The organism is Pseudoxanthomonas sangjuensis, assembly GCF_010211755.1.
Lineage (GTDB): Bacteria > Pseudomonadota > Gammaproteobacteria > Xanthomonadales > Xanthomonadaceae > Pseudoxanthomonas_A > Pseudoxanthomonas_A sangjuensis.
In genome coordinates this window covers 1-21,059 of record NZ_PDWR01000006.1, presented here as the reverse complement: position 1 = coordinate 21,059, position 21,059 = coordinate 1, and the positions used below count along the sequence as shown (strand labels likewise).

The 21,059-nt window shown below is 68.9% G+C and carries 23 protein-coding genes and 1 riboswitch; of the genes, 16 read left to right on the top strand and 7 right to left on the bottom strand.

Annotation, left to right across the window (positions count from 1 at the left end):
* Nucleotides 1-39 precede the first annotated feature (39 nt).
* The 3 genes from CSC71_RS04400 (at nt 40) to CSC71_RS04390 (ending at nt 2,392) form a co-directional block, all read left to right on the top strand.
* Nucleotides 40-1,392, top strand: a complete 1,353-nt coding sequence (locus CSC71_RS04400) for a DEAD/DEAH box helicase (protein ID WP_162373139.1) — start codon at nt 40-42, stop codon at nt 1,390-1,392.
* Nucleotides 1,393-1,429: 37 nt separating this feature from the next.
* Entirely contained in the window at nt 1,430-1,786 is a 357-nt protein-coding gene (gene queD / locus CSC71_RS04395) for a 6-carboxytetrahydropterin synthase QueD (protein WP_162373138.1), read from the top strand.
* Between the two features lie 213 nt (nt 1,787-1,999).
* Nucleotides 2,000-2,392, top strand: coding sequence for a phasin family protein (locus CSC71_RS04390; protein ID WP_162373137.1), 393 nt, complete (start codon nt 2,000-2,002; stop codon nt 2,390-2,392).
* A gap of 176 nt (nt 2,393-2,568) precedes the next feature.
* Here CSC71_RS04390 and bioD read toward each other — a convergent pair whose 3' ends face one another.
* Nucleotides 2,569-3,240 (bottom strand): dethiobiotin synthase, encoded by a 672-nt coding sequence (gene bioD, locus CSC71_RS04385; RefSeq protein WP_162373136.1) that lies wholly within the window; start codon nt 3,238-3,240, stop codon nt 2,569-2,571.
* A gap of 18 nt (nt 3,241-3,258) precedes the next feature.
* Here bioD and CSC71_RS04380 point away from each other — a divergent pair, with 18 nt between their 5' ends.
* The 3 genes from CSC71_RS04380 (at nt 3,259) to btuB (ending at nt 6,386) form a co-directional block, all read left to right on the top strand.
* A complete protein-coding gene (locus CSC71_RS04380; RefSeq protein ID WP_162373135.1) occupies nt 3,259-3,741 on the top strand; it encodes a GAF domain-containing protein in 483 nt (160 codons plus the stop codon).
* Nucleotides 3,742-3,743: 2 nt separating this feature from the next.
* Nucleotides 3,744-4,115, top strand: coding sequence for a TfoX/Sxy family protein (locus CSC71_RS04375; RefSeq protein ID WP_162373234.1), 372 nt, complete (start codon nt 3,744-3,746; stop codon nt 4,113-4,115).
* Nucleotides 4,116-4,137: 22 nt separating this feature from the next.
* A riboswitch (cobalamin riboswitch) is annotated at nt 4,138-4,374 on the top strand.
* A 128-nt stretch (nt 4,375-4,502) separates the two neighbouring features.
* The gene (btuB, locus tag CSC71_RS04370; RefSeq protein WP_162373134.1) at nt 4,503-6,386 is read left to right on the top strand and encodes a TonB-dependent vitamin B12 receptor; all 1,884 of its coding nucleotides are present in this window, start codon (nt 4,503-4,505) and stop codon (nt 6,384-6,386) included.
* A gap of 165 nt (nt 6,387-6,551) precedes the next feature.
* Here btuB and dinB read toward each other — a convergent pair whose 3' ends face one another.
* From dinB to CSC71_RS04355, 3 genes are all read right to left on the bottom strand, one after another.
* Nucleotides 6,552-7,628 carry a DNA polymerase IV gene (gene dinB / locus CSC71_RS04365; protein ID WP_281351929.1) on the bottom strand — a complete coding sequence of 359 codons (1,077 nt, stop codon included), beginning with the start codon at nt 7,626-7,628 and terminating at the stop codon, nt 6,552-6,554.
* Nucleotides 7,629-7,714: 86 nt separating this feature from the next.
* A complete protein-coding gene (locus CSC71_RS04360; RefSeq protein WP_162373133.1) occupies nt 7,715-8,143 on the bottom strand; it encodes a hypothetical protein in 429 nt (142 codons plus the stop codon).
* A gap of 6 nt (nt 8,144-8,149) precedes the next feature.
* The gene (locus CSC71_RS04355) at nt 8,150-9,505 is read right to left on the bottom strand and encodes an MFS transporter (protein ID WP_162373132.1); all 1,356 of its coding nucleotides are present in this window, start codon (nt 9,503-9,505) and stop codon (nt 8,150-8,152) included.
* 247 nt (nt 9,506-9,752) lie between these two features.
* On the opposite strand from CSC71_RS04355, the gene cyoA reads away from it, so the two are divergent.
* The 9 genes from cyoA (at nt 9,753) to CSC71_RS04310 (ending at nt 17,490) form a co-directional block, all read left to right on the top strand.
* Nucleotides 9,753-10,823 (top strand): ubiquinol oxidase subunit II, encoded by a 1,071-nt coding sequence (cyoA, locus tag CSC71_RS04350; protein ID WP_162373131.1) that lies wholly within the window; start codon nt 9,753-9,755, stop codon nt 10,821-10,823.
* Between the two features lie 92 nt (nt 10,824-10,915).
* On the top strand, nt 10,916-12,889 hold the full coding sequence (gene cyoB / locus CSC71_RS04345; protein ID WP_211367865.1) for a cytochrome o ubiquinol oxidase subunit I: 1,974 nt from the start codon (nt 10,916-10,918) through the stop codon (nt 12,887-12,889).
* Nucleotides 12,882-13,526, top strand: coding sequence for a cytochrome o ubiquinol oxidase subunit III (gene cyoC / locus CSC71_RS04340; protein WP_162373129.1), 645 nt, complete (start codon nt 12,882-12,884; stop codon nt 13,524-13,526). Before cyoB ends, cyoC begins: the two co-directional genes overlap by 8 nt.
* Entirely contained in the window at nt 13,523-13,927 is a 405-nt protein-coding gene (gene cyoD, locus CSC71_RS04335) for a cytochrome o ubiquinol oxidase subunit IV (RefSeq protein ID WP_162373128.1), read from the top strand. The genes cyoC and cyoD overlap by 4 nt, the downstream gene beginning before the upstream one ends.
* A 78-nt stretch (nt 13,928-14,005) precedes the next feature.
* Nucleotides 14,006-14,752 carry an SURF1 family protein gene (locus CSC71_RS04330; RefSeq protein WP_211367852.1) on the top strand — a complete coding sequence of 249 codons (747 nt, stop codon included), beginning with the start codon at nt 14,006-14,008 and terminating at the stop codon, nt 14,750-14,752.
* A 26-nt stretch (nt 14,753-14,778) separates the two neighbouring features.
* Entirely contained in the window at nt 14,779-15,342 is a 564-nt protein-coding gene (tsaC, locus tag CSC71_RS04325) for an L-threonylcarbamoyladenylate synthase type 1 TsaC (protein WP_162373127.1), read from the top strand.
* 92 nt (nt 15,343-15,434) lie between these two features.
* Nucleotides 15,435-16,199 carry a DUF1579 domain-containing protein gene (locus tag CSC71_RS04320; protein WP_162373126.1) on the top strand — a complete coding sequence of 255 codons (765 nt, stop codon included), beginning with the start codon at nt 15,435-15,437 and terminating at the stop codon, nt 16,197-16,199.
* A complete protein-coding gene (locus CSC71_RS04315; RefSeq protein ID WP_162373125.1) occupies nt 16,112-16,816 on the top strand; it encodes a DUF4124 domain-containing protein in 705 nt (234 codons plus the stop codon). Before CSC71_RS04320 ends, CSC71_RS04315 begins: the two co-directional genes overlap by 88 nt.
* Complete coding sequence (locus CSC71_RS04310; RefSeq protein WP_162373124.1) at nt 16,816-17,490, top strand: DUF4124 domain-containing protein; 675 nt, start codon at nt 16,816-16,818, stop codon at nt 17,488-17,490. Before CSC71_RS04315 ends, CSC71_RS04310 begins: the two co-directional genes overlap by 1 nt.
* 28 nt (nt 17,491-17,518) lie before the next feature.
* Here CSC71_RS04310 and CSC71_RS04305 read toward each other — a convergent pair whose 3' ends face one another.
* Complete coding sequence (locus CSC71_RS04305) at nt 17,519-18,298, bottom strand: SDR family oxidoreductase (protein WP_162373123.1); 780 nt, start codon at nt 18,296-18,298, stop codon at nt 17,519-17,521.
* A gap of 65 nt (nt 18,299-18,363) precedes the next feature.
* Here CSC71_RS04305 and CSC71_RS04300 point away from each other — a divergent pair, with 65 nt between their 5' ends.
* On the top strand, nt 18,364-18,600 hold the full coding sequence (locus CSC71_RS04300) for a hypothetical protein (RefSeq protein WP_162373122.1): 237 nt from the start codon (nt 18,364-18,366) through the stop codon (nt 18,598-18,600).
* A 22-nt stretch (nt 18,601-18,622) separates the two neighbouring features.
* Here CSC71_RS04300 and CSC71_RS04295 read toward each other — a convergent pair whose 3' ends face one another.
* Both CSC71_RS04295 and sppA read right to left on the bottom strand, forming a co-directional pair.
* Nucleotides 18,623-19,114 carry a DUF2059 domain-containing protein gene (locus tag CSC71_RS04295; protein ID WP_162373121.1) on the bottom strand — a complete coding sequence of 164 codons (492 nt, stop codon included), beginning with the start codon at nt 19,112-19,114 and terminating at the stop codon, nt 18,623-18,625.
* A gap of 55 nt (nt 19,115-19,169) precedes the next feature.
* Nucleotides 19,170-21,059, bottom strand: a 1,890-nt coding sequence (sppA, locus tag CSC71_RS04290) for a signal peptide peptidase SppA (protein WP_246191968.1), incomplete at its 5' end; no start/stop codon positions are given.

Here is a 21,059-nt window from a genome sequence, read left to right as displayed (position 1 = left end):
GGCGCGGCGGGCGCGTGCGACCCACTGGAGCTCCACCCCATGTCGTTCGAAAACCTCGGGCTTGCGCCCACCCTGCTGCGCGCCCTGTCCGAACAGGGCTACGCCACCCCGACCCCGATCCAGCAGCAGGCCATCCCGCTGGCCCTCGCCGGCCACGACCTGCTGGCCGGCGCCCAGACCGGCACCGGCAAGACTGCCGCGTTCGGCCTGCCGCTGCTGCAGAAGCTGGCGGCCGAACCCAACCGCACGCGCAAGCCGCGCGCGCTGGTGCTAACCCCGACCCGCGAACTGGCGGTACAGGTGCACGACAGCATCCGCGGCTACGGCAAGTACCTGCGCGTGCCCAGCACGACCATCTACGGCGGCGTCGGCATGGGCAACCAGCTCGACGCGCTGCGCCGCGGCGTCGACCTGGTGATCGCCTGCCCGGGCCGGCTGATCGACCACATCGAACGCCGCAGCGTCGACCTGTCCGGCATCGAGGTGCTGGTGCTGGACGAGGCCGACCGCATGCTCGACATGGGCTTCCTGCCGTCGATCAAGCGCATCCTCGCCAAGCTGCCGCGGCAGAACCGCCAGACCCTGCTGTTCTCGGCGACCTTCGCCGAGCCGATCAAGCAGCTGGCGAAGGAATTCATGCGCGATCCGCGCGAAGTGATGGTGACCCCGCAGAACACCGTCGCCGAGACCATCGCCCACCGCGTGCATCCGGTCGATACCGGGCGCAAGCGCGACCTGTTGCTGCACCTGCTGGCGCAGGACGCGCGCGTGCAGACCCTGGTGTTCGCCCGCACCAAGCACGGCAGCGACAAGCTGGCGCTGTTCCTGGGGAAGTCCGGCATCCGCGCCGCGGCGATCCACGGCAACAAGAGCCAGAACCAGCGCCAGCGCGCGCTCAACGAATTCAAGGCCGGCAAGGTGCCGGTGCTGGTCGCCACCGACATCGCCGCGCGCGGCATCGACATCAGCGAATTGCCGAAGGTCATCAACTTCGACCTGCCGATGGTCGCCGAGGACTACGTGCACCGGATCGGCCGCACCGGCCGCAACGGCTCGCAGGGCGAAGCGGTGTCGCTGGTCGGGCAGGACGACGCCAAGTACCTGCGCGCGATCGTGCGCCTGCTGAAGCAGGACATGGAGATCCGCGACGTGCCCGGCTTCGAGCCGCAGGTGCCGATCCGCTGGGGCAACAGCGCCCCGGGCAAGGCCGAGCAGCCGGGCGGGCAGCGCCCGCCGCGCAAGCCGCAGGGCAACAAGCCCGTGCACGCACGCCGTCCGCACGGCGACGCGCCGCGGCATGCGCACGCCGGCCCGAAAAAACACGGTAGCGGCGAACGTCGCGGCCAGCAGGGACAGCGTGGCCAGCGCCACGGCGCCAGCCGCAACGGCTGACGTTGCGACGGATCGCACCGGGGTCGAGAATCGCGCGATGGACATCTTCAAGGTCTTCCACATCGAGGCCGCGCACCGCCTGCCGAACGTGCCGGAGGGGCACAAGTGCGCGCGCCTGCACGGGCATTCGTTCAAGATCGAGTTGCATGTCTCCGGCGAGATCGACCCGCACACCGGCTGGGTGATGGACTTCGCCGACATCAAGGCGGCGTTCGCACCGGTCTTCGCGCGGCTGGACCACCACTACCTCAACGACATCGAAGGCCTGGAGAACCCGACCAGCGAACGCATCGCCGCGTGGATCTGGGCGCAACTGAAGCCGGCGTTGCCGGGCCTGAGCGAGGTCGTGGTCCACGAAACCTGCACCGCCGGCAGCCGCTACCGCGGGCCGTAGGCCGCTTCTGCCGGGCGGACCCTGTCCGGACCGCCCGGCCAGCCCGCCCACGGCTGGACTGAACAGGCAAAAAAACGGTTGCAACCCCCTGATTCTTAACGAGCACCTACCGTTCGTCGGATAACCATACGCAGCTTATTGCGTTGCAACAAAACCGGGTCTATGCTGCGACGCAACATGGAGGCACGCCTCTTCACCCCGGAGCACAGAATCATGTCCGCCCAGTTCACCAACCAGTTCAGCACCTTCACCCACCAGTTCGCGGCCGCCGCTTCGCGCGCCAACCGCCTGGCCCTGGAAAGCGCCGAGACCGTGTTCGGCGTGCAGCTCAAGGCTTTCGAAAAGAACGTCGACGCGACCACCGCGTACATCGACGAGCTGGCCGAAGTCCGCGACCTCGAGGCCTACAAGACCCTGTGGCCGAAGGGCCTGCAGGTCGCCAAGGACAACGCCGAGCGCCTGATTGCCGCCGGCCAGGAAGTCTTCGGCGTCACGCTGAAGACCGGCGAAGCCTTCGGCCAGCTGGCCAAGAGCCAGTTCGAGAGCGCCAGCGAGACGGTCCAGGCCAGCGTGGCCAAGGCCACCAAGGCCGCGAAGGCCAAGTAAGCGCCCGACAGGGCACGCTTCACCAGGATTTGCGCGGCTCCCCTCCCTCCGCGCAACGGGCCCGGCAGCCCCACGCTGCCGGGCTTTTTTATGCCTGCGATTCCCGTGTGGCCCTGCACGCGCTTGGCCGGGGTCTCCGCAGGGCCGGAGGTTCCGTGCCCGCGGCCCGCGCGCTCCTACCAACGCAGGTGCCGCGCGAGCTCTCCGGCGCCCGCCCGCGGCGAATGCGGCAATCGCCCCCAGCACGGCACCTCCTCCAGCCGCGCCGACAGGATTTCGACGTTCTCGTCGATCCGGTCCATCGCGGGATCGACTTCGTTGGCGATCCAGCCGACCAGTTCGTGGCCGTCGGCGACGATCGCGCGCGCGCTCAACCGCGCGTGATTGATGCAGCCCAGCCGCAAGCCCACGACCAGCAGCACCGGCAGGCGCAGCGCGCGGACCAGGCCGGCCTGGTCGAGTTGCGCCGACAGCGGCGCGGCCCAGCCGCCGACGCCTTCGACGACCACCGTGTCCGCGTGCATCGCGAGCCGCGCATGCGCCGCCTGGATCACGGCGAGTTCGATCTCGACGCCCATTTTGCGCGCGGCGATTTCCGGTGCCACCGGCAGCGGCAGCGCGTAGGGATTGAGGTCGCCGTAGGCCGGTACCGGATCGCTGGCCGCCTGCAGCGCCAATGCGTCGTCGTTGCGCCAGCCGTCCGCCGTCGCGACGCAGCCGCTGGCGACCGGCTTCATCCCCACCGCGCGCCGGCCGCGCGCGCGCAACGCGTGCAGCAGGGCCGCGCTGGCGACGGTCTTGCCGGCGCCGGTATCGGTGCCGGTCACGTAGATGCCGGGGAGCTCCATCGGGCTTACACTGTCGGGATGTTCACCTCGCAGAGTCTAAGCGGCAGCAAGCCGGAGCAGTACGCGCAGCTGGCCGGACAGGTGCGCGCGCTGCTGCACGGCGAAAGCGACCGCGTCGCCAACGCGGCCAACCTGTCGTCGCTGGTCTACCACGCCCTGCCCGAACTGAACTGGGTCGGCTTCTACTTCCACGACGGCAACGAACTGGTGGTCGGCCCGTTCCAAGGCCAGCCGGCCTGCGTGCGCATCGCGCTCGACAAGGGCGTGTGCGGCGCCGCGGCGCGCACGCGCCGGACCCAGCGCGTGGCCGACGTCGACGCCTTCCCCGGCCACATCGCCTGCGATTCGGCCTCGCGTTCGGAACTGGTGGTGCCGCTGCAGAAGGACGGCGAACTGATCGGCGTATTCGACCTCGACAGCCCGGTGCCGGGCCGCTTCGACGAGGACGACCAGCGCGGGCTGGAAGCGATCGCCGGCATCTTCGTGGAGTCGCTGCGTTGAAGCTGCTCAACATCGGCCCGAAATCGGCCGCGTGGCTGCGCCAGGTCGGGCTGCGCACGCCGGAGGACCTGGCCGCGGCCGGCCCGGTCGGCGCCTTCGTCAAGATCAGGCGCGCCGGCTTCCGCCCCAGCCTGAACCTGCTGTACTCGCTGGAAGGCGCGCTGACCGGCTGCCACTGGCAGCAGATCCCCGAAGCGCGGCGCGAGCAACTGCTGGCCGAACTGGAAATCGCCACCGCGCAGCTGCCGCCGCCGCGCGGGCGCCCGGCCGCCGCGCCGGTGACCACCACGCACGTCGGCGATGCCGACGATGCGCCTTCGCCGGGCTTCTTCGACGACGTCGACGACGGCGCCGGCCACGACGAGCACGAATAGCCGCCTGTTCCCGCAATCGGCTACACTTGCCGCGCTTCAAGGTGATCCGCGGCGAACCCTTCGCCGCGGATTGAAACGGGAAGCCGGTGGGTCCGCATGCTCGGCGAGCATCGCGACGATTCCGGCGCTGCCCCCGCAACGGTAAGCGAGTCCAGCCTTCGCAACCCGCCACTGTGCAACCGCATGGGAAGGCGCGAAGGCCGAAGCGATCGCGCTTCAACCCGCAAGCCCGGAGACCGGCCTGGAAGCCTGTGGTTGCGATGCGGCGGGCATTGCGGCGGCGATCCGCGCCTGCGGCTCTCCTTCGCGCCATCCGGTGTTTCCTCCGTTCGCGACTTCCTTCCATCGCTTTGCGTACGGGTCGTGCGCAACGGAGAGAACATCGCCATGCACTACCGGGTTTCCCCCTTCAGTTCCCGCACGCCGGCGCAGGCGCTGGCCTTCGCGATCGCGCTTGCGCCCAGCATCGCCGCCGCGCAGAGCGGCGGCGACGCCACCGAGCTGGACGAAGTCGTCGTCACCGGCACCCGCACCGCCGTCGCGGTCGAGGACAGCCTGGTCCCGGCGCAGGTGATCGGCCGCGAGGAGATCGAACGCAGCCAGGCGCAGTCGCTGGCGCAACTGCTCAACGGCCGCGCCGGCATCTCGCTGTCCAACCAGGGCGGGCTGGGCAAGATCAGCCTGCTCAACCTGCGCGGCGCCGAGGCCGACCACGTGCTGGTGCTGATCGACGGCGTCCGCGTCGGCTCGGCCACCGCCGGCCTGCCCGCGCTGCAGGACCTGCCGCTGGAACAGATCGAGCGCATCGAGATCGTGCGCGGCCCGCGTTCGAGCCTGTACGGCTCGGAAGCGATCGGCGGCGTGATCCAGCTCTTCACCCGCCACGGCGGCAAGGGATTGAGCCGCCACCTCAAGCTCGGCGGCGGCAGCAACGGCCTGCGGGAAGCCGGCGGCGGCTTCAGCTATCGCGGCGAACGCGGCTGGATCGGCGCCGACGGCGCCTATCAGCGCACCGACGGCATCGATGCCTGCCGCGGCACCGCCGGCGATGCCGCCAATCCCTTCGGCGCGGGCTGCTTCGCCGACGAGCCCGACCGCGACGGCTACCGCAACGCATCGCTCAGCGTGCGCGGCGGCTACCAGCTCACCGGTGCGCTGGCCGCGGAAGCCAGTTTCCTCGAAGCGCAGGGCGACAACGAATTCGACGGCAGCTGGACCAACCGCTCGAAGGTGCGCCAGCAGGTGATCGGCGGCAAGCTGGATTTCGCGCCGTCGGACCACTTCAGGCTGGCGCTGACCGTGGGCCGCAACCGCGACGTTTCGGACGATTACCACGACGACGATTACGTGGGTTTCTTCGGCACCCTGCGCAACCAGGCCGCGCTGCAGGGCGACTACGCCTTCGCCGACGGCCAGCTGCTCAGCGTCGGCGCCGACTGGCAGCGCGACGAGATCGACAGCGACACGCCGTTCGACGGCACCGAACGCGACAACGCCGCCGGCTTCGTCGAATACCAGGGCCAGTTCGGCGCGCACCGCGTGCAGGCCAGCGTGCGCCGCGACGACAACGACCAGTTCGGCGCGCACACCACCGGCAGCGCCGGCTACGGCTACGCGTTCGGCAACGGGCTGACGCTGAGCGCCAACTACGCCACCGGCTTCAAGGCGCCGAGCTTCAACGACCTGTACTACCCGTTCTTCGGCAATCCGGACCTGGAGCCGGAGGCCTCGAAGAGCCTCAACCTGGGCGTTTCGCAGTACCTGGACGGCTGGAGCTGGACCTTCAACGCCTACGAGACCCGCGTCGACGACCTGGTCGCCTACGACATGGCGATCTTCCTGCCGAACAACATCGACAAGGCGCGCATCCGCGGCGCGGAACTCACCGTCGACGCGACGCTGTGGGGCTGGGACGTTTCCACCCAGCTGAGCCACACCGACCCGCGCAACGACAGCGGCGGCGCCTACGACGGCAACCTGTTGCCGCGCCGCCCGCGGGATACCGCGCGCATCGACATCGACCGCGGCTTCGGCGCGCTGCGCATCGGCGCGACCGCGTTCGGCGCCGGCCACCGCTACGACGAAGTCGCCAACACCACGCGGCTGCCCGGCTACGGCACGCTGGACCTGCGCGCATCGTGGGCGATCAACGACGAATGGACGCTGCAGGCGCAGGCGCGCAACGTGTTCGACCGCGAATACGAAACCATCGCCTGGTACAACCAGCCGGGCCACGAGTACGGCGTGACCTTGCGTTACAGCGCGAAATGATGTGCTCAGCCCCTCTTCCGCTTGCGGGAGAGGGAAAGGCGCGTAGCGCCGAGGGTGAGGGGTCGGCTTTGGCTCTCGATACACTCGGCGAGAGCAAAAGCGTGCTCGCTGCGCTCGCGCCCCCATCCGCCCTCCGGGCACCTTCCCCCGCATGCGGGGGAAGGGTTATTCGCCGAACACCCCCGCCTGCTCCACCACTTCGTCGCGCTCGCGGAAGTTGCCGAGGCCCACGCCGACCAGCCGGTAACGCGTCGACGGCGGCAGGTCGACGCGCTCGCGCAACGCCAGCGCGATCTCGGTGAATTCCTGCAGCGATGCCGGCGGCGTTTCTGGCGTATGGCTGCGGGTGAGGATGCGGAACTGCGCGGTCTTCAGCTTCAGCACCACAGTGCGGCCGACGCGCTCGGTCTTCCTGGTCGAAAGCCAGGTCTTCTCGGCGAGGCGGCGGATCGCATCGTCGAATTCGCCGAGCGGCAAATCGCGCTCGAAGGTGTCCTCGGCGGAAATCTGCTGCACCGGCTGGTCGGGCTGCACCGGCCGCTCGTCGATGCCGCGCGCGCGCCGATACAGCGCGGCACCGAAGCTGCCGAAGCGCGCCTGCAGTTCCTCCAGCGGATGCGCGCGCAAGTCGCCGACGGTGGCGATGCCCAGTGCCTGCAGCTTGCCCTGCATCACCTTGCCGACGCCGGGGATCTTGCCGACCGGCAATGGCGTGAGGAAGGCCTCGACCTGCGCCGGCTTGACCACGAACAGGCCGTCGGGCTTGTTCCAGTCCGAGGCGATCTTGGCGATGAACTTGTTCGGCGCGACGCCGGCCGACGCGGTCAGCCGGGTCTCTTCGCGGATCTGCGCGCGGATCGCCTGCGCGGTGGCGGTGGCGCTGGGCGATTCGATCTTCGGCGCGGTGGCGTCGAGGTAGGCCTCGTCCAGCGACAGCGGTTCGACCAGGTCGGTGTGGCGCAGGAAGATCTCGCGCACCTGCCGCGACACGGCCTTGTAACGGACGAAGTCCGGCGGCACGAACACCGCGTCGGGACACAGCCGCTCGGCGCGCACCGCCGGCATCGCCGAGCGGACGCCGAACTTGCGCGCCTCGTACGACGCCGCGCACACCACCGAACGCGCGCCGCGCCACGCGACCACCACCGGCCTGCCGCGCAGCGAGGGATCGTCGCGCTGCTCGACCGACGCGTAGAACGCGTCCATGTCGATGTGGATGATTTTGCGGACGGCGTCGGACACCTGCGCATGGTCCGCGCGGGCGGAATGGCGGGTCAAGCCCCGCCCTGCGCTTCGGCGGTAGGGCGGGTTTTAACCCGCCTTACGGGTCATGCAGCTTCCGGGACGGCAGGAGAGAGCCGGTACTTGCACCCTCGTTCCAGCTTGAGGGCGACCGTGTAAGGCTTGAAGATGCCATGAGACGACACGAGGGAAAGCTCCAGTTCCGATACGGAGTCGCTTGGCCTGCGCGCTGACTGAACAACGACGTCCGAACTGCCGTTGAACTCCGTGATCGGAACGGAGCAAACGACATCAGGGGCCTCGTCCATGCCGAGCTCCTGCAAGAAGAAGTCGTTCCAGCAGTGTTCCGGAGAGCACACCTGGAAGGCGAGCAGGCGATATGGCCCCGCCATTTCCACGAGAGCCAAGTCTGCGGGAATCTGGGCTACGCGTTCGTCCACAGACGCGGAAGCGCGTGGTGTAGTCGCCAGAAGGAACAGTGCAAAGGCAATTGCCGATCCTTTCATGGCGACCATCGATCCTCAGGCCGACGTACTGCCGTTCGCCGCCTTCTCCCTCGCCTTTTTCTCTCGCAGATACCGGTTCACGCCCAGCGCCGCCAGCGTGCCGATCGCACCCGACAGCAGGTACGCGCCCAGGTACGGCAGGCCGAACTTCGCCACCAGGGTCAACGCCACCAGCGGGGCGAAGGCCGCGCCGATCAGCCAGCCGAAGTCGGTGGTCAGCGCCGCGCCGGTGTAGCGGTACTTGTTGCCGAAGTTCGCGGTCACCGCGCCGGCCGCCTGCCCGTACGACAGGCCCAGCAGGATGAAGCCGAGCAGGATGAACACGTCCTGCCCGCGCTGGCCCGCGCCGAGCAGCTGCGGCGCGAAGCCGCTGTACATCGCGATGGCCACCGCCAGTCCGCCCAGCGTCTTGGTGCGGCCCAGCTTGTCGGCGACCAGGCCCGAGAACACGATGCCGGCCGCGGCCAGGAACGCGCCGAACACCTGGATCATCAGGAACTCGCCGATCGGCTGGTCGGTGTAGACCGTGATCCACGACAGCGGGAAGATCGTGACGATGTGGAACAGCGCAAAGCTGGCCAGCGCGGTGAACGCGCCGATCACCACGTAGCGGCCCTTGGCGCGGAACAGCTCCAGCACCGGCGTCGGCTCCAGGTCGGCGCGGTCCAGTTCCTGCTCGTATTCGCGGGTGACCACCAGCCGCAACCGCGCGAACAGCGCCACCACGTTGATCGCGAACGCGGCGAAGAACGGATAGCGCCAGCCCCAGCCGAAGAAGTCGGCCTGCGACAGGCTGCCGACCAGCAGCGCGAACAGCGATGCGGCGATGATGAAGCCGACCGGCGCGCCCAGCTGGCCCAGCATCGCGTACCAGCCGCGCTTCTTCTTCGGCGCGTTCAGCGCCAGCAGCGACGGCAGGCCGTCCCACGAACCGCCCAGCGCGATGCCCTGGCCGAAGCGGAAGAACGCCAGCAGCCAGATCGCGGCGGCGCCGATCGACGCGTAGCCGGGCAGGAAGGCGATGCCGGCGGTGCAGGTGCCGAGCAGGAACAGCGACGCGGTCAGCTTGGTGCCGCGGCCCCAGCGGCGCTGGATGGCCATGAACAGCACGGTGCCGATGGGGCGGGCGACGAACGCCAGCGCGAACACCGCGAACGAGTACAGGGTGCCGGTCAGCTTGTCGACGAACGGGAAGAACAGCTGCGGGAACACCAGCACCGAGGCGATGCCGTAGACGAAGAAGTCGAAGTATTCGGACGCGCGCCCGATCACCACGCCGACGGCGATTTCGCCCGGCGCGACTTCGTGGCCGGAGGTGCCGCCGTGGACGGAAGTGAGGGGGCCGTGGTTCGGGTGGAGCGTGGTCTGCATCGGGATTTCCGCGTCGGGTGGACGGTCGGGACGCCGCAACGACGCTGCGAATCCGGTCCCGGACCGGTTGATGGAACGCTATACCAGAGCCCGCGCATCCCGCAAATTCGACCATCGCGACGCGGCCGGGCCGTGGATTGGCGCCGGAATTCTACCGCAGCGCAGCAAAAAGCGGGTCCCGAGCGCTATAATTCCGTGGCCCGACGCCGCCACCGGCGGCACGTCCCCTGCTTCCATCGTCCCATCCATGAACACCGTACAGACCTTGTGCCGCCGTCTGCTGCTGGCCAGCGCGCTACTGCCGCTGACCGGGTGCAACACGATCCTGCTGAACGCCCCCGGCGACATCGCCAGGCAGCAGGGCGACCTGATCGTCGTTTCCACCCTGCTGATGCTGCTGATCATCGTGCCGGTGATCGCGCTGACCCTGTTCTTCGCCTGGCGCTACCGCGCCTCGAACGCCAAGGCCACCTACAAGCCGGACTGGGACCATTCCACCCAGCTGGAACTGGTGATCTGGGCGGCGCCGCTGGTGATCATCATCGCCCTGGGCGCGATCACCTGGATCACCACCCATACCCTGGACCCGTACCGCCCGCTCGACCGGATCGCCGAAGACAAGCCGATCCCGGCCGGCACCCAGCCGCTGGTGGTCGAAGTGGCCGCACTGAACAAGCAGTGGCTGTTCCTGTACCCGGAACAGGGCATCGCCGCGGTCAACGAGCTGGCCGCGCCGGTCGACCGGCCGATCGAGTTCCGCATCACCTCGACCACCGTGATGCACTCGTTCTACATCCCGGCGCTGGCCGGCATGATCTACGCCATGCCCGGCATGCAGACCAAGCTGCATGCGGTGATGAACGCGCCGGGCGAATACGAGGGCTTCAGCGCCAACTATAGCGGCGCCAACTTCTCCGGCATGCGCTTCAAGTTCCACGGCGTCGACGAGGCCGGCTTCGAGCAGTGGGTCGCCAAGGTCAAGGCCGGCGGCCCGGCGCTGGACCGCGCCACGTTCGCCGGACTGGACGCGGCGCCGAAGAACCCGGCGCACCCGTACGAGGAACAGTCGGTGCGGCCGCAGCCGGTGCAGTATTTCGGCAGCATCGACGGCGACCTGTTCCACGCCATCCTCAACCGCTGCGTCGACCCGGCGCAGCCGTGCATGGACGCGGTGATGGCGAAGGACCACATGGCCGGCCGCGAGGACGGCCACGGCGGGATGGCGCATGCCGGCATGCCGATGCAGGGCATGGACATGCAAGGCCACGACGGGCACGCCGGGGCGGAGCGCGCCGCGGCGGAAGAACGCGCGCACTGAGCGCGGATGCCGAACCCATCGCCGCGCCCGCGCGGACAGATTTCCAGAAAGATTTTGGTGTCGTGATGCAACCTACCGAAACCCTCCACCCGATCCTCGGCAAGCTCGGACTCGATTCGCTGCCGCTGCACGAGCCGATCCTGCTTGCCACCTTCGCCGGCACCGCGGTCGCCGGCCTCGCCCTGCTCGCGCTGATCACCAAGTACAGGCTGTGGGGCACGCTGTGGCGCGACTGGTTCACCAGCATCGACCACAAGAAGATCGGCATCATGTACATCGTGCTGGGCCTGGTGATGCTGCTGCGCGGCTTCGCCGACGCGCTGATGATGCGCCTGCAGCAGGCCATCAGCTTCGGCGACAACATGGGCTACCTGCCGCCGCACCACTACGACCAGGTGTTCACCGCGCACGGCGTGATCATGATCTTCTTCGTGGCGATGCCGCTGATCACCGGCTTCATGAACTACGTGGTGCCGCTGCAGATCGGCGCGCGCGACGTCGCGTTCCCGTTCCTCAACAACTTCAGCTTCTGGATGACGGTCGGCGGCGCGGTGCTGACCATGATCTCGCTGTTCGTCGGCGAATACGCCAAGACCGGCTGGCTGGCCTACCCGCCGCTGTCTGGCCTGGCCTACAGCCCCGACGTCGGCGTCGACTACTACATCTGGTCGCTGCAGGTGGCCGGCGTCGGCACCACGCTGTCTGGCATCAACCTGATCGCGACGATCGTGAAGATGCGCGCGCCGGGCATGAGCCTGATGCGCATGCCGGTGTTCACCTGGACCTCGCTGTGCAGCAACGTGCTGATCGTGGCCTCGTTCCCGGTGCTGACCGCGGCGCTGGCGCTGCTGACCCTGGACCGCTACGCCGGCACCCACTTCTTCACCAACGAGCTTGGCGGCAACGCCATGATGTACGTGAACCTGATCTGGATCTGGGGCCATCCGGAGGTGTACATCCTGGTGCTGCCGGCGTTCGGCATCTTCTCCGAGGTCGTCGCCACCTTCAGCGGCAAGCGCCTGTTCGGCTACGCCTCGATGGTCTACGCGACCGTGGTGATCACCATCCTGTCGTACCTGGTGTGGCTGCACCACTTCTTCACCATGGGCTCGGGCGCCAGCGTCAACTCGTTCTTCGGCATCGCGACGATGATCATCTCGATCCCGACCGGCGCGAAGGTATTCAACTGGCTGTTCACGATGTACCGCGGCCGCATCCGCTACGAGCCGCCGATGCTGTGGGCGGTCGGCTTCATGGTCACCTTCGTCCTCGGCGGCATGACCGGCGTGATGCTGGCGGTACCGGCGGCCGACTTCGTGCTGCACAACAGCCTGTTCCTGATCGCGCACTTCCACAACGTGATCATCGGCGGCGTGCTGTTCGGCCTGCTCGCCGGCGTCAACTTCTGGTTCCCGAAGGCGTTCGGCTACAAGCTGGACCCGTTCTGGGGCAAGTGCTCGTTCTGGTTCTGGCAGATCGGCTTCTTCTTCGCCTTCATGCCGCTGTACGTGCTCGGCCTGATGGGCGTGACCCGGCGCATGAGCCACTTCGACGACGCCACGCTGCAGCCCTACTTCGTCGTGGCCGCGTTCGGCGCGGTGCTGATCGCGCTGGGCATCGCCAGCTTCCTGGTGCAGCTGGTGGTCAGCTTCCGCAACCGCGAACGGCTGCGCGACGTGTCCGGCGACCCGTGGAACGGCCGCACCCTGGAGTGGTCGACCTCGTCGCCGCCGCCCGGCTACAACTTCGCCTTCACCCCGGTCGCGCACGACAACGACGCGTGGTGGGACATGAAGCAGCGCGGCCACGTGCGTCCGACCGGCGGCTTCCTGCCGATCCACATGCCGAAGAACACCGCTGCCGGCGTCGTCCTGGCCGGCCTGGCCACCGTGTTCGGCTTCGCGATGATCTGGCACATGTGGATCGTCGCCGTCGCCTCGTTCGCCGCGCTGCTGGTGTCGGCGATCGCGCACACCTTCAACTACAACCGTGACTACCACATCCCGGCGGACGAAGTGACCCGCACCGAGGATGCCCGCACCCAGGCGTTGTCCACCCATGTCTGACATTTCGACCCCCACCCTGGCCGGCGGCGCGCCGGCGGCCCCGGACCCGCATTTCTACGACGCCCGCGGCGAGCACCACCCGGAAAACGGCACCCTGCTCGGCTTCTGGCTGTACCTGATGAGCGACTGCCTGATCTTCGCCTGCCTGTTCGCGACCTACGGCGTGCTCGGCCGCAGCTACGCCGGCGGCCCGACCGGCATGGAGCTGTTCGACCTGCCGCTGGTCGCGGTCAACACCACGGCGCTGCTGCTGTCGTCGATCACCTACGGCTTCGCGATGATCGCGATGCAGTCGGGCAAGAAGGGCGCGGTACTGGCGTGGCTGGCGGTGACCGGCCTGTTCGGCGCGACCTTCATCGGCATCGAGCTGTACGAATTCGCCCACCTGATCCACGAAGGCGCCGGCCCGCAGCGCAGCGGCTTCCTGTCGTCGTTCTTCGCCCTGGTCGGCACCCACGGCCTGCACGTGACCTTCGGCCTGGTCTGGCTGGTCACGCTGATGCTGCAGGTCGGCAAGCTCGGCCTGACCGCCGCCAACCAGCGCCGCCTGTTCTGCCTGTCGATGTTCTGGCACTTCCTCGACGTGGTCTGGATCGGCGTCTTCACCTTCGTCTACCTGATGGGAGTCCTGCCGTGAGCGAGCACCACGACACGCATATCGACGGCGGCCACGACCACGCCGGCCACGGCCATGGCGAAGGCCATGCCCCGGTCACGCTGAAGGGCTACGTCACCGGCTTCCTGCTGTCGGTGGTGCTGACCGCGATCCCCTTCTGGCTGGTGATGGGCAAGGTCATCCCCGGCTCCACCGCCACCGCGATCGCGATCCTCGCCTTCGCCGCGGTGCAGATCGTCGTGCACATGGTCTATTTCCTGCACCTCAACGCGAAGTCGGAAGGCGGCTGGAACATGCTGGCACTGATCTTCACCCTGGTGCTGGTGGTCATCACCCTGAGCGGTTCGCTGTGGGTCATGCACCACCTCAACGTCAACATGATGCCGACGATGTCGCCGCAGGACGCGCACAACCTGCCATGAGCCGCGGGCCCGCGATACGCGAGTAGCATGGGACGAGCGGGGAAACCCGCTCGTTCCGTTTCCGGGATGCGAAAACGCATGGTCGAAGAACCCGCCAATCCGCCACGCAGCCGCCTCGCGCGGGCCGTCGTCCTCGCCGCGCTGGCGCTGGCCTTCGCCGGCTTCTGCGCGCTGGGCGCGTGGCAGGTGAAGCGGCTGGCGTGGAAGCTGGACCTGATCGAGCGCGTCGAGAGCCGCGTCCACGCCGTGCCAACGGAGGCCCCGGGCCCGGAGACATGGGCTGCGTTCGACGCCAAGGGCAACGAATATCGCCATGTCTACTTGTATGGCGAAATTTATGCGTGGATGCCCGCTTACACACAGGCCGTGACCGAGCAGGGCCCCGGTTACTGGATGCTCCTGCCATACAAAACCGAGCAGGGCTGGATTGTCTGGGTCAACAAGGGATTCGTGCCCCCGGATTACAAGCGGGAATTCGAGCAGAAGATGGTCGATCCGGCCCCTGGATACAGACGAATCACCGGCCTTCTGAGAGTCACCGAACCCGGCGGCGGCTTCCTGCGCAAGAACGACCCGGCTAACGGCCGCTGGTTCTCGCGCGACGTTGAGGCCATCTCGGCCGCAAATCATCTGGGAAACATCGCGCCCTACTTCGTCGACGCCGACTACGACGCCAGCGCCCCGCAATGGCCGCGCGGCGGCATGACCGTGGTGAAGTTCCGCAACAGCCACCTGTCGTACGCACTGACCTGGTTCGCGCTGGCGCTGCTGGCCGCGTTCGCGTTCTGGCGTTTCGCCCGCGAGGGGCGCCCGTCGCCACGCTGATCCGGCGACGGTGCGAGAATCGCCGCATGCCGATCCCGCTTTCCACCGACGAAGCCGCCGACCGCCTGCGCGAAGGCGCGGTCGTCGCCTATCCGACCGAGGGCGTCTGGGGTTTGGGTTGCGATCCGCGCGACGAGGCCGCGGTGCTGCGCCTGCTGGCGATCAAGCGGCGCCCGGCCGACAAGGGACTGATCCTGATCGCCGCCGATTTCGGGCAACTTCGGCCCTTCGTCGACATCGACGCCCTGCCGGCCGACCGCCTCGACGCAGTGCGCGCCGACTGGCCCGGCCCGCACACCTGGGTGATGCCGGCCAGCGCCGCCGCGCCGCGCTGGATCACCGGCGCCCACGCCGGCATCGCCGTGCGGGTCAGTGCGCACCCGCCGGTGGTGGCGTTGTGCCAGGCCTTCGGCGGCGCGCTGGTCTCGACCAGCGCCAACCTCGCCGGCCAGCCGGCGCCGCAGCGGCGCGACGGGCTCGACCCCACGCTGCTGTCACGCATCGACGGCGTGCTCGCCGGCGAAACCGGCGGCCTGCAGCGCGCCACGCCGATCCGCGACGCGCTGACCGGCGAAGCCCTGCGGGCCTGACGCGGCTGCCGCGATGCCGCATGCGCGGCACCGGTCGCGGGTCTAGCATCGCGCTCCCGGCGATCCCGATCGCCTTCCCGTGGAGCAATGCCATGAACAAGCCCGGCCTCACGGCGCTGCTGTGCGCCTGCTTCTTCGTTCCCTCACTCCATGCCCAGGAAGCCGCGTCCGCCCCCGACGCCGCGATGCAGGCGATGATGGAGGCGTGGCAGAAAGCCGCCGCCGTCGGCCCGCAGCACGAACAGCTGGCCGAACACTTCGCCGGCACCTGGGATTCGAAGCAGACCGTGTGGATGGACCCGTCCGCGCCGCCGGCCGAATCCACCGGCAAGGACGTCAGCGAAGCCATCTTCGGCGGTCGCCAGATCCGCACCACCTTCAACGGATCGTGGGCGGGCCAGGCGTTCGAGGGCTTCGGCCTGACCGGCTACGACAACGTCAGGGGCAAGTACACCACGCTGTGGACCGACAGCATGTCCACCGGCATGTTCACCGCCGACGGCGAATACGACCCGGCGACGAAGACCTACACCTTCAGCGGCCAGATGGCCGACCCGATGAAGCCCGATGCGACGACCACGGTGCGCAACGTGATCCGCATCGTCGACGCCGACCACCACGTCATGGAGATGTACGAAACCCGCGACGGCAAGGAAGCCAAGACGATGATGATCGAGTACACCCGCGCCAAGTGCCGCAGGCGCCGGATAGCTGAACGGCCGGCGGCGGGTCGCTTCCCTGCCGCCCCGGTCGCGCGCAAGATGCGCACATGCCGAAGTCGTTCCGCCCCGCGCTCCTGCTCGCGCTGCTCGCGCCCGCCGCGTGGGCGCCCGGCGCCGCGCACGCGGGCGACGTGACCGTCTACCGCTGCGTCGGCAAGGACGGCAGCCTGGCCCTGCGCGACACGCCGTGCGCACCCGGCGAAACCCAGCAGGTACGCAACCTGACCCGGCCACGGGATCCGCCGCCGCAGCCGGCGCCGGCCGAGCCGCCCGTCGCCGCGCCGCCGGCGCCGGCGCCCGTGCGCGAGGTGGTGATCGTGCGCGCACCGGCGCAGCCGATGTACGAATGCACCAACGCCGAGACCGGCGCGCGCTACACCAGCGACGACGGCACCGGCAATCCGCGCTGGGTGCCGCTGTGGACGCTGGGCTACCCGACGCTGGCACGGGTGCCGGTGACCGAACCGGGCCGCGGCCACATCCGCATCGCGAACGGCCATGTCAGCGGCGGTTACCACAGCGGCGGCAGCGGCCACGCCGTGGTGCCGACGCCCGCGGGATACGGCGCCGGCACCTGGGTGCGCGACACCTGCCACATGCTGCCGCCAGAGGAAGTCTGCGCGCGACTCTCCGACCGCAAATACGAGATACTGCGCCGCTACAACAGCGCGCTGCAGAGCGAACGACGCGAACTGGACCTGGAGCAGCGCGGCATCGAGGCGCGCATGGCCAACGATTGCGGGACGTATTGATGAAGCAAGCGATCCACCTTGCGGCCGCCCTGTTGCTGGCGACCGCGACCGCCTCCGCCGACGAAGTCGCGATCTACCGCTGCACCGACGCCCACGGCGCGCTGACCGTGCAGAACATGCCCTGCCCGAAGGGCATGAAGCAGGAAAAGAAGATCATGCAGGGCCTGCCGGCGGCGCCGGCCGCCGCACCGCCGCCGGCAATGCCGATGCCCGCCCCGGCGGCGCCCGGTTCGTTCGCCTCCACGCCAGACCCGTACGCGGCCAACCCGGACGAATACCGCATCCTCGATTCGGCCGACCTGCCGGCGCAAGCCGCCGCGCCGCCGCCGGCCGACGCGGGCGATCGCCTGCCGCCGCCGGTACTGTTCGAATGCCACACCTACGACAACGGCCGCTACATCAGCGAGGACGCCGAACCCGCGCCGCGCTGCGTGCCGTTGCGCACCGTCGGCCTCGACGGCAACCCGAACCGCGGCGCCGGCGAAGCCTGCGAAATGAAGCGCGACCAGTGCGCGCGCGTGCCCGATGGCGCGCTGTGCGGCGCGTGGAAGCAGCGCCTGGGCGAAACCGAGGTCGCGTGGCGCTTCGGCCGGGCGGAGAACGCGGAGAAGAACAAGGCCGAGTTCGAGCGCGTGCAGCGCATCGTCAACGAGAGCACCTGCGCCTTGCAGTAGCGGGCAGGACCCGCTGCCGCCAACCCAGTCAGAATCCGTAGCGCAGGAAACCGCCATCCACCGCGATGCATTCACCGGTGACGTAGCTGGCCGCCGGCAGGCACAGGAAGGCGACCGCGGCGGCGACTTCCTCCGGTTCGCCGATGCGCCGCATCGGCGTGCGGTCGATCACTTCCTCGTAGTAGTCGGGGTCGGACAGCGGCCCCGAGGTGCGCCGCGTGCGGATGTACCACGGCGCGACCGAGTTCACGCGGATGCCGTCCTCGGCCCACTCCGCGGCGAGGTTGCGGGTCAGCTGGTGCAGCGCGGCCTTGCTCATGCCGTACGGCGCGCCGCTGCGCACCGCGGCGATGCCGGACACGCTGCCGACGTTGACGATCGCCGAACTGGCATGGCGCGACAGCAGCGGGTGCGCGTAGCGCGACAGTTCGAACGCCGAGAACAGGTTGGTTTCAAAGATGCCGCGCCACTCGTCCTCGGTGTAGTCGACGGTGGCGCGGGTGACGTTGCCGCCGGCGTTGTTGACCAGCAGGTTGAGGCCGCCGTCGGCGTGGTCCTCGACCCAGTCGAGGATCGCGCGGCGGTCCTCGTCGTCGGACACGTCGGCGGCCAGGCCGGCGACCAGGCGGTCGGGGAATTCGTCGGACAGGTCGTCGCGCACCTCGGCCAGCAGGTCGGCGTCGCGCGCCACCAGCAGCGCGTCGGCGCCGAGGCCGAGCAGTTCGCGCGCGATCGCCAGGCCGATGCCGGCGCTGGCGCCGGTGACCAGCGCGATCTGTCCGTCCAGCCGCCAGCGATTCATGGCCATGCTACGCCTCCTCCGTTCGGCGTAGCATAGCGCCAAGCCATCGTCAGGCCATCGCGAGGTCGCCCATGAACCCGCCGCTCCGCTTCGCGCTTCCCGTCGTCGCATTCGCCATCCCGCTCGCCGTGGCCGCGTGCCGCCCGGCACCGCCACCGACCGACCAGCCGCCGGTGCCGAAGGCCGAACAGCACACCGAAATGCGCGACGCGATCCGCGAACCGATCGACAAGGCGAAGGCGGTCGAGGACACGGTGAAGCAAGCCGCGGAAGCGCAGCGCAAGCAGATCGACGCGGCGACGGAATAGCTACCGCGCCGCGTTCATCCGGTCACTTCGCCGGCTGTTCCTGCATGCTGGCGACGAGATCCCGCTGCAGGGCCTGCAGCTTGGGCAGGACGACGGCCAGCCGCTCCTGCACCATCTGCATGCTGCCTTGCATGACCAGCGGCAGCTTCCGGATCACGGCTTGCCCAGCTTCGCTGCGGTAGAACGCCAGCATCCCGTCGATTTCCTCCTGGGTGAAGGATTTCCGGTAGATATCCAGCACCGACGGCTCGAACGTTTCCCAGCTCATGTCCTGCTGGATCAGGGCAACGGCTTTGCTGCGGAACTCGTCGACGGCACGCTGCCTGGCGGCATCGAGCTGCCGTCCCGCGAGTTCCTTCTGTATCGCGGATTCCATCATCGCGTCGATTTGCTGCATGTTCGAATCGAACAGCTTGCGCGACTCGGTGACTTCCAGCAGCTGCCGCAACGAAGCATCGCTGGGCGCATCGTCCGCGGCGAACGCGGGCACGGAAAGGCCGAAGGCCAGCAGCAATGCAAAAACCGGTTTGAGCATGGCGGGTTCCCTTCCCTGGTTCGTCGCGACGATCCTACAGCCCGCAGAAGCAATACGCCAATGCCTTCACCGGCGTGCCGTCGCGGTCCTGCAGCGCGTTCTCGACGAAGCGCAGCTGCGCCTCGGTTTCCGGCATCGCCTTCGCCAGCAGCGCGCGCGCGAAGTCCGAATCCTTCAGCCACGCCGCGCCGACGCGGCTACCGGCGAAGCCGCCGACGAACTGCTCCAGCGGCGTGACCCGGTGCTCGATGTAGCGCACCCGGTAGTCGTCCGGCGTGCCGAGCTTGGCGCGCGCGGCGGCGTCGGCGATCGCCGCGTCGAGGCCGCCGAGCTCGTCGACCAGGCCGCGCTCCTTCGCCTGCGCGCCGCTCCACACGCGGCCGCGGCCGACCGCGTCGATTTCCTCGACGCTCTTCCCGCGCGCGCTCGCCACCTTGCCGGTAAAGTCGGCGTAGCCCTTGTCGATCACCGACTGGATCACCCGGCCCACGTCCGGGTCCAGCGGCCTGCTGACGTCGAACGCGCCGGCGAAGCGCGTTGTGCCGACGCCGTCGGTGTGCACGCCGATCTTGTCCAGGCCGCGGGTGATGTTCGGCACCAGGCCGAAGATGCCGATCGAGCCGCTGATCGTCGACGCATCGGCGTAGATGCGGTCGGCGTTCATGCTGATCCAGTAGCCGCCGGACGCGGCCAGGTCGCCCATCGACACCACCACCGGCTTGCCGGCCTGCTTCAGCGCCACCACTTCGCGGCGGATCTGCTCGGAGGCGAACACTTCGCCGCCGGGCGAATCCACGCGCAGCACCACCGCCTTCACGTTGTCGTCGTCGCGCGCCTCGCGCAGCAGTTCCGACGTCGATTCGCCGCCGACCTTGCCGGCCGGCTGCTCGCCGCCGCTGATCTCGCCGGCGGCGACCACGACCGCCACCTGCTTGCGCTTGCCCAGCTGCGGGTGCGCGTCCAGCTGCAGCAGGTAGCCGGCCAGGTCGACGCTGCGGAAGCCGTATTCGGAATCCTCGTCGGCGACGCCGCGTTCGGCCAGCAACGCCTCGACTTCCTCGCGCGTCTTCAGCCCGTCGACCAGCTTCTGCTGCAGCGCGAACTTGGCGAGGTCGCCGCCCGCGGCGGCCACGCCGTCGGGCAGCGTGTCGATGCCGGCGGCGATCTGTCCGGGCTCGAGCTTGCGCGCCTTGGCGATGTCGTCGAGGTAGCGCTGCCAGATGTCGCCCATCCAGTACAGGTCGGCTTCCTTGGCTTCCTTCGATGCGGCATCGAGGATGTACGGCTCGGCCGCGGACTTGTATTCGCCGACGCGGAACAGGTGCACGTCGACGCCGAGCTTTTCCTGCAGGCCCTGGCGGTAGTACTGGCGGTAGCGGCCGAGGCCTTCCAGCAGCAGCCCGCCCATCGGGTCGAGGTAGACCTCGTCGGCCTGCGCGGCCAGCAGGTACTGCGCCTGGCCCGCGCCCTGGCTGAAGGCGACGATCTGCTTGCCGGCGGCGCGCAGCTCGGCCAGCGCCCGGGCAAGCTCGCGCAGCGAGGCGAAGCCGGAGGGCTGCAGGTCGTCGACGTCGAGCAGCACGCGCTCGATGCGCCTGTCGTCCTTCGCCGCCTTCAGCGCGCGCAGCAGGTCGCGCAGCTGCACTTCCTCGGCGCGCTTGTCGCCCAGCGCGCGGGCCAGCGCGCGCGTGGCCGGGTCGGTGCTGTACTGCTCGACCAGGCTGCCTTCCGGCGCCAGCACCAGCGTGGTGCGTTCCTGCAGCGGCTTGACCCCGCCGCTGCCGACCGCGAACAGGAAGACCACCACGAACAGGAACAGCAGCCCGAAGAACAGCAGGTTGAGGATCAGCCGGCGGGTGAAGTTCATCACGTCCCACAGGCCGACGAAGAACGCGGCCACGGGATTGCGGCGGGGGGACGGGAC